Source organism: Variovorax sp. 20P10.2.4, from assembly GCF_058244205.1.
The window spans coordinates 19,230-27,198 of sequence record NZ_JBZAYE010000030.1; the positions used below are offsets into that span (position 1 = coordinate 19,230).

The 7,969-nt window shown below is 67.6% G+C and carries 9 protein-coding genes; 5 read left to right on the forward strand and 4 right to left on the reverse strand.

Annotation, left to right across the window (positions count from 1 at the left end; translation table 11 throughout):
• Positions 1–37 precede the first annotated feature (37 nt).
• Complete coding sequence (locus AC27VN_RS05170) at positions 38–529, reverse strand: hypothetical protein (RefSeq protein WP_490875866.1); 492 nt, start codon at positions 527–529, stop codon at positions 38–40.
• A 42-nt stretch (positions 530–571) separates the two neighbouring features.
• The gene (locus AC27VN_RS05175; protein ID WP_490875867.1) at positions 572–979 is read right to left on the reverse strand and encodes a GFA family protein; all 408 of its coding nucleotides are present in this window, start codon (positions 977–979) and stop codon (positions 572–574) included.
• Between the two features lie 292 nt (positions 980–1,271).
• On the opposite strand from AC27VN_RS05175, the gene AC27VN_RS05180 reads away from it, so the two are divergent.
• The 3 genes from AC27VN_RS05180 (at position 1,272) to AC27VN_RS05190 (ending at position 2,672) form a co-directional block, all read left to right on the forward strand.
• Positions 1,272–1,733 (forward strand): hypothetical protein, encoded by a 462-nt coding sequence (locus tag AC27VN_RS05180; protein WP_490875868.1) that lies wholly within the window; start codon positions 1,272–1,274, stop codon positions 1,731–1,733.
• A gap of 259 nt (positions 1,734–1,992) precedes the next feature.
• On the forward strand, positions 1,993–2,250 hold the full coding sequence (locus tag AC27VN_RS05185; RefSeq protein WP_490875869.1) for a hypothetical protein: 258 nt from the start codon (positions 1,993–1,995) through the stop codon (positions 2,248–2,250).
• Positions 2,235–2,672 carry a hypothetical protein gene (locus AC27VN_RS05190; protein WP_490875870.1) on the forward strand — a complete coding sequence of 146 codons (438 nt, stop codon included), beginning with the start codon at positions 2,235–2,237 and terminating at the stop codon, positions 2,670–2,672. Before AC27VN_RS05185 ends, AC27VN_RS05190 begins: the two co-directional genes overlap by 16 nt.
• A gap of 19 nt (positions 2,673–2,691) precedes the next feature.
• On the opposite strand, the gene AC27VN_RS05195 is transcribed toward AC27VN_RS05190, so the two are convergent.
• On the reverse strand, positions 2,692–4,659 hold the full coding sequence (locus tag AC27VN_RS05195) for a sensor histidine kinase (protein WP_490875871.1): 1,968 nt from the start codon (positions 4,657–4,659) through the stop codon (positions 2,692–2,694).
• 330 nt (positions 4,660–4,989) lie between these two features.
• Here AC27VN_RS05195 and AC27VN_RS05200 point away from each other — a divergent pair, with 330 nt between their 5' ends.
• Complete coding sequence (locus AC27VN_RS05200) at positions 4,990–6,771, forward strand: carboxylesterase/lipase family protein (protein ID WP_490875872.1); 1,782 nt, start codon at positions 4,990–4,992, stop codon at positions 6,769–6,771.
• A gap of 69 nt (positions 6,772–6,840) precedes the next feature.
• Here the strand turns inward: AC27VN_RS05200 and AC27VN_RS05205 are convergent, their stop codons facing one another.
• Positions 6,841–7,278, reverse strand: a complete 438-nt coding sequence (locus AC27VN_RS05205) for an Lrp/AsnC family transcriptional regulator (RefSeq protein WP_057595424.1) — start codon at positions 7,276–7,278, stop codon at positions 6,841–6,843.
• A gap of 122 nt (positions 7,279–7,400) precedes the next feature.
• On the opposite strand from AC27VN_RS05205, the gene AC27VN_RS05210 reads away from it, so the two are divergent.
• On the forward strand, positions 7,401–7,969 hold a 569-nt coding region (locus AC27VN_RS05210; protein WP_490875873.1), incomplete at its 3' end, for a thiamine pyrophosphate-binding protein.

The window sequence follows — 7,969 nt, forward strand, 5'->3', positions numbered from 1 at the left end:
GCGCGAGCCATCGCGCGGGGCCTTCGGCGCGGGCGCGCTACTTGCCATCCGCAATACCGAGACGGGGCCGAAGCTCCTTGACCCTGGCATCGAGGTTGGCCGGCGTGACCTGCCAGCGCCGAGGATCCTCGTACTCGAAATCCGCGCGGACCCGCCGCGTCTGCCGGTTGAACTGAAAGAGCATCTTGATGAGGCCCTTGTCGCCTTTCCTGTCCTTGTGCAGCAGCCAGTCGCGATAGACCTTCACCTCGCGCTCGATCGGGTCCTCGAGAAAGGCGGCCGCATGGGCCTGGCCCTGCGCGTCGTACACATAGCCGTAGCTGCCGTTGACATCGCCATCGGCATCGAGAGAGAAGATCGCGGAGACCTCGACCCAATCGACCCCTTGCGGCTCGCCGCTGTTCACGATCTCGCGGGCGATCGCGCCCATCAGTTCCATGTTCTGCGAGACAGGCTGGGCGGGCGCCGGCGCGACCATGCCGGCCACGGTGATTGCTGCGGTCAGGAATTTGGAGAAGGGGCGTTTCATGCGTCGGTGCGTGCTGGCAGGTGGTGATCGTGAGGCAGGCGATCAGGTGTTCGAGGGAGGTCGTGTCTCGTACCGAGGCAAGGAGTCGGTGATCTCGAACCACGGCGCCTTCGACCCCACGTACACATGGCACAGCGGCCGCACGCCCGGATCGCCATCGAGCACGCCGAGCGCGACACCCAACACGGCCGGCTTCGCATCGAGCTTGCTGATCAGGCTCGAGCCGCACACCGAGCAGAACCCGCGATGGTCGCCCGGCGAAGACTCGTAGAACCGGACCAGTTCCTCACCCCTGAGCCAGCGGAAGTCCTTCGCCAGGATCTTGCCGCGCGCGCGAAAGGCGGTGCCGTGCGCCTTCTGGCACATCGAGCAGTGACAGTACAGCGGGTCCTTGATCGTGCCGTCGATCTCGAACGCGACACCTTGGCAGAGGCAGCTTCCTCTCAGCATCGGTCACTTCCTTTGAATGCGTGTTTGGAGGTGGCGGTCAGTATGCGTCAAGGCGCGTCCGTGGGGCACGGACCTTGCAGCGCGGGCCGTCCCTCTGTCGTTCGGTTCAGTAGAGGGAGGCCGCGTTTGCCCTGAGCGCGAAGGTCGCGCTCCACGCCGTGGACCGCGAGACGGATCGTCACGAAGCGCTGATAGAGTCGTGCGCCCATGGGGCATGCGGCACCGTCATGCTTCGCTCGGAGCGCCGGCACGGCAGTGATGGCGATGAAATTTTCCTTGCGCATCCAAGACCATGACAGCCTTCTCGATACTCGGCCGGGCGTTCTGCGCTGCGTTGCTTGTCTTCACTGCGTCGGCCCATGGTCTGTCGCCGGCCCAGTCCAGCGAAGAACTGAAGATCGGCTACCCGCCCCAAGGCATTGCTCTCGAGGAAGACCAGCGTGCGCGAGTCGTCGCAGCACTCCTGAAGACCCGAGCTTGGCCTCAGACCAGGTTGGTTGTCATGGTCATGGCCGGCTCGTCCTTCTCCGAAGGCAAAAGCACCCATCGCCGCAATCTCGCCGTGGCGAGAGCAGGGTATCTGGTCGAACTCCTGAAGACGCATGGTGTCGCCGAGACCGAAATCCATGTGGCGGCGGTCGCGAACAATCGCATGGAATATCTTCCCAAGGGACCCGTTCATCCTGTTGCGGAAGAGCCGGAGACGGGCGCCTATGCATCGCTGCATTTCATGGGATACCCGGAAAGACCGTGAGGAGTCGCCATTCTTGGTGGGGCCATCGCAAAAGCGGATGAGCGTCCTCGGCTTTGGCCCCGAGCCCTTCGAGCTGTGTGTGCTGGTCGACGGGCAGCAGGCCGAGCCAACGGTCGAAACCGAGTAGCTGCCGGCACTGCCGCGAGGCGCCATCCGCGGCGTTTTCGAGATGGATTCCTAGGGGCCAGATGGCGCGCGCCTACAAGGGCGCGTGCTGCGGTCCTCGTACAACGGCTGAAGACAGGAAGGACCTTCAGCCATGACCCTCGAACAAACCATCGACAAGTTCAAGCAGGTCGACGCCGCCCGCGCCGACTACCCCGGCGAGCACCTGATCGTGCTCGGCGCTGGCGTGTTGCTGCTGCTGGCCGCCGGCCGCAGCCGTTCGTTCCTCACGCGCGTCGTCGTCGGTGCGGCCGGCGGCGCGCTGATCGGCCGGGCCGCGAGCGGCACGGGCGGCATTGCGAAGCTGGCGGGTGCATTGCAGTCCGGAGGTCTGGCATGGCCGCGCCGCTGACGGAATCGCTGCGCGCCGTTCGCGCGCCCAGGTACTGGGCCGTGGGGCTGGGGGTGGCCTTGCTCGCGGTGTTCCTGTTCTACCTCGCGCTCAGCAGCCTGGTGCGCGAAAGCGCCGGGCGCGCGCCGCGCTTGCCGCCGTCGATCATGCCGGAGCACGTGAAGGCGCCCAGGTCGACCATCGACAACAACACCCCGGTCGAATCGGTCCGCGCATCCGTCGCGCCACCGATCGCCAGAATGGACACCGCGATGGCCAGCGCCGAAGCGACCGTGAAGAAGGCAGCCCCGGCCTTCATCGAAGTCCAGAAGTGCGTCATGCCCGAAGGCGATGCGGTCTACTCCGATGCACCGTGCCCGCCCGATGCCCAGGCCAGCACGCTGCGCCTGTCGAGCCAGCCGAACGCCGCGGCGCGCCTCTGAGCAACAGCGCGGCCGAGGCTCAGGCCGTGGTGGGCGCGGTCTCGCGTTCGATCGGCAGCCACAGCGTGAAGCGCGTGCCTTCGCTGCCCGACTGCCATCCCACCGTTCCGCCGATCGCCCGCGCGCGCTGCTGCTGATTGCGCAGCCCGCGCCCGCCATGCTGCAGCGCCTCGGCCACGTCGAAGCCCGGCCCGTTGTCCTCGATGGTCACGCACACGAGCTCGTCGGTGGCCGCGGTGCTCACGCGCAGGGTGGTGGCGCGCGTGTGGCGCATCACGTTGGCGATGCACTCCTGCATGATGCGCAGGATGTGCAGCGCGCTGCCCGGGTCGAGCCAGGGCAGGGGCGGCACGGGCTGCACCTCCCAGCGCAGCGCGATGCCGGCGCCCTCGATGCGCGGCGCGAGCCGGAAGCGCAGGGTCGCGAGCAGCAGCAGCAGGTCGGCGTCGACGCTCTCCATCGAATCGATGGCGAGCTTGAGGTCGTCCATGCAGCCCTTGAGCATGTCGGCGATGCCGGCGTCGCTCATGCTGCCTTGCTCCACCGAGCGGATGGCGCCGATCAGCGAGGAACCCAGGCCGTCGTGCATGTCCTGCATGAGGCGGCGGCGCTCGGCGTTGAGCATCTGCTCGTTCTCCACCACGCGCAGCCGTTCGTAGCTCTGCTTGAGTTCGTCCTCGCGCTCGCGCAGCCGGTGCGCCAGGCCCTTGTTGAGCCGCGCCACCTCGGCGAAGGCGCCGGTGTAGCGCAGGAACATGATGTACGAGAAGACGAAGAACAGGCCGATGATGGCGTAGGGCGAGGTGTAGACGCTCTCGGGGCCCACGAGGTTGTTCTGCAGCAGGGCGTCGTAGCCGGTGAACGCGACGGCGATCATGGTCCAGGCCGCGACCAGCCGGCCCTCGGGCAACTGCACGCGGTAGGCCTTGCGCAGGTTCACCGAGAAGATCAGCACGGCCACGGGCAGCACGGCGAGGTTGAGCAGCGGGGTGAACAGGTAGAGGCTGACGATCGATCGCGAGACGTGCGGCAGGGTCGCGAGGTTGCAGGCCAGCACGAGACCGACCGACAGCCGCGTGAGCCAGGGCGAGGGTTGCCGGTGCAATCGCTCGAGGAACAGGTGGACGAACAGGATCAGCCACAGCAGGCTGGCCACGGTCATCCACTCGAACCAGTCGTCCGACATCGGGATGTAGCTGCCGCCCACGTAGTAGTGGAGCATGCGCAGGAAGGCCGCCGCGGAGATGGCGAAGAACAGCAGGTAGAGCGGCTCGCGCCGCTTGCCCAGCCACACGGCGAAGGCGAAGGCGCCGACCGCGAGGAAGGCGGCGCTGCCCATGAACGGCAGTTGCACCTGCAGCAGATGGCGCGCCTGGTAGCGCCAGGACAGGTCTTCCTCATGGCCCACCCACACGGTCGAGACGCCGCTGCCGCTGTTGCGCAGCCGGTCGACGCGGATCAGCACCGACGCGGGCGTGGGTGCCTGGGCCGCGGGGTTGAGCGGCAGCAGCAACGGATGGTTGTAGCCGTTGTGGATCGGGCTGCCGTGCGACTGGTAGATGAGCACGCCGTCGCCGTACACGGCGATGTGGCCCAGGGTCTTCCAGCGCGGCAGGTAGAGCAGGCGCGGCTGGGTCGAAGGCGGCAGCCTGCCGAGGTCGAGGCGGTACCAGTCGGTGACGGTGCGCATGCCACTGGAAGCAGTGGGCACGAGCTCGCGGTCGGCGGTGTAGGGCAGGCTCACCGGCTTCCAGCCGCCGCGCGGCAGTTCGGCATCGACCGACAGCAGCGGCGGGGCCGTGAAGCCGGAGCCGGGCACCGACTGCAGCTCGGCTTCGGTGATGTGGATGGGCTGGACGCCAGGCAGCACGGGCGCCGCGATGGAGGCGCGCGCACAGCACAGCAACAACACGATCAGCGGCAGCGCGCGCCAGAAGGCCGCGATCCCCCGACCGGTTCGCCCGCCGTCGTTGTTGCCCTGTCTCATCGAACGCTTGCGCCTTGGAACTCGCTGTCGGCTCGCGGCGTGCGCCGGACGGGCGCCGGCCGTTTGCAGCGAGGGGCGCACCCGTGGGCCGCCGGTTTCTCCCCGATCGAACGGCCGCGCGCACCGGCGGCTCGTTCGTTGTCCCGTCTTCGCGGGTCGACGGCAATTATCGGCGCGCTATCGCCCCCGCGGCCCTTGCCCTCACATAGAACGCGGGCCAAAGGTGTGCGCGCGCCACATTGGAATCGGAGCCGACCGTGCCGAGACTCGTGGATGGTCGTCGGTCCCTGGGACCGGCGGCCATCACCACTGGAAAAAACAGGAGACTTCATGACGATTCGCCCTCTGCGCGCCGGTGCCGCCTGCGCCGTTCTCGCCCTGCTGCAACTCACGGCCTGCGGCGGCGGTGGAGGCGGCAGTGCCGGCTTCGTGGCCTTGCCCCCACCCACGACGAGCAACCCGCCGCCCGACACGCCGCCCGCACAGTCCCCGGTGCTGCGCACCACGGCCTACGGACCCGTGCAGGGCAACGACGACTCCGCGACCAACGGCACCTATAGCTGGAAGGGCGTGCCCTTCGCCAAGCCGCCGGTCGGCGCGCTGCGCTGGAAGGCGCCGGTCGACCCCGAGCCGTGGACCGCGACGAAGACCACGCAGAAGCTCGGCAATGCCTGCGCGCAAACCGGTCGGCTCTACGGCCCGGGCCAGAACAACCGCTACGACGAGACCATCGGCAGCTCGATCGGCAAGACCACGGGCTCGGAAGACTGCCTCTACCTCAACATCTGGACGCCCTCGACCGCGGCCGCGACCGACAAGCTGCCGGTCATCGTGTTCGTCTACGGCGGCAGCAACATCACGGGCTATACCGGCGACCCGGTCTACGACGGCGCGGCGCTCTCGAAGGCGGCCAACGCGGTGGTGGTGTCGATCAACTACCGGCTCGGCATCCTCGGCTTCCTGGCCTCGCCGCAGCTCAAGGCCGGCGTGGATGCGAACGACGACTCGGGCAACTACGCGATCCTCGACCTGATCAAGGGCATGAAGTTCGTCAACGCGAACATCGCACGCTTCGGCGGCGACCCGGCCAACGTCACGCTGATGGGCCAGTCGGCCGGTGCGGTCAACATCTACGCGCTGATGGTCTCGCCGCTGGTGGTCAACACCAAGCCCGCGCTGTTCCAGCGCCTGGTGCCGCTGAGCGGCGGTGTCGCCACCGCGACCACGGTGCCGAACCAGAACAACGCGCTGCTGGCGGCGCTGCTGGTGGCCGACGGCACGGTGAAGGACACGGCCGCGGCCACCGCCTACATCGCGTCGCAGAGCAATGCCGACCTCGCGGCCTACCTGCGCTCGAAGAGCGCCGACACGCTGCTGCAGACCGTGCTCAACAAGCTGGCGCCGCAGGGGCTGTCGGCCTCGAATCCGCTCAACGACGGCGTGGTGGTGCCGACCAACCCGATCGCGGCGATCAACGCGGGCGAGTTCCTCAAGGTGCCGGTGCTGGCCGGCTACACGCGCGACGAGACCAAGCTGTTCCCGCAGAACCTCGCGACCTCGCCCGCCTTCGGCGGCATCAGCGGCCGGCTGCTCGACGATCCGACGGTGTTCTCGATGGCCTACAACTACGACCCGAACGCGGCCCCGACGACCTCGCTCGAGCAGTGGATCCCGGGCCAGTACCTGCCGGTGACGACGCCGGTGACCGGCTTCAACGCGCGCACCGACCTCTACAACCAGTACTTCTTCATCGCGCTGCGCAAGCAGATCTTTCCGGTGCTCGCGGCGCAGAAGGTGCCGCTGTGGTGGTACCAGTTCAACTGGGACAAGTCGCCGGCGCCGTTCAACGACATCTTCGGCGCGGCCCACACCTTCGACCTGCCGTTCGTGTTCGGCAACTTCGGGCCGTCGCTCTATTCGAAGTTCGCCAATTCGAAGGCCAACGAGCCGGGGCGGCTGCAGCTGTCGGACGCGATGATGAAGAGCCTGGCGGCGTTCGCGCGCGGTGGCGATCCGAACAACGCGGCGCTGGGCGTGAACTGGCCGCAGTACCCGGCGATGCTGAACTTCGATGCCTCGCTGACGGCGAAGGCGATCACGGTGCAGCAGTAAGGCCGCGGCGCGCGAGCGCCCGAGCCGCCCGGGGCCGGTCCTGCCGGCCCGGGCGGTTTTTTTTTCCTTTCAGAGGATCGGCATGCTCGCTTCCTTCAGCACCCGCAGCACGAAGTGCGACTTGCTGTGCCGGATGCCGGGGATCTTGTAGAGCTTCTCGCGCAGCAGCCGCTCGTAGTCGCGCGTGTCGCGCACCGCGATGCGGATGTAGTAGTCGTAGTCGCCCGAGACCAGGTAGGCCTCCTGGATCTCGGGGATGGTGGCCAGGGTGCGGCCGAAGTCGTAGAGCGTCTCGTCGGTGTGGCTCTCGAGCGTGACCTGCACGATCACCGAGTCCTGGTAGCCGAGCTTGGCCGGATCGATGTCGACCGTGTAGCGCTTGATCACGCCCTGGGCCTCGAGCTTCTTGATGCGCGTCCAGCAGCTGGTGGGCGAGAGCCCGACCTCGGCGCTGATGTCCTGCAGGGTCTTGCGCGAATCGAGCAGCAGCACCCGGAGGATCGCCATGTCGATCTTGTCGAAAAGTCCTTCGTCATCTTGCGAAGATTTGCGATTGATTTTCATGTTTGAGGCCTGAATATCCAAAAATCAGAAGCAAATTCTGCCTCAAACACGGAAGAATTGACGGCATGAGACTGCTCGACCTTCCCAACGACCTCGCCCTGACGCTGGATGCCGAAAATCTTTCGGACATCGGCGCGGCCACCGATCTGCCCCTCGATGCCGCGCTCGCCATCGACACCGCGCCGCGCGTGCGCAACGGCGCCGAGGCGCTGCTCGACACGCTGGTGGCCTGCGGCGTCGACACCCTCTTCGGCTACCCGGGCGGCGCCGCGCTGCCGCTGTACGACGCGCTGCACGGCGAGCCGCGGCTGCGCCACGTGCTGGTGCGCCACGAGCAGGCGGCCGTGCACGCGGCCGAGGGCTATGCGCGCACCACCGGCCGCGTGGGCGTGGTGCTGGTCACCTCGGGGCCGGGCGTCGGCAACACCATCTCGGGCCTGCTCGACGCGATCAGCGATTCGGTGCCGCTCTTGTGCATCAGCGGCCAGGTGTCGACCGCGGTGATCGGCACGCAGGCCTTCCAGGAAAGCGACGCGCTGGGCATGTCGCGCCCGGTGACCAAGTGGAACCACCAGGTGCGCACGCCCGACGAGGTGCCGACGATGGTGCGGCGCGCGCTCGAGATCGCGGCCGC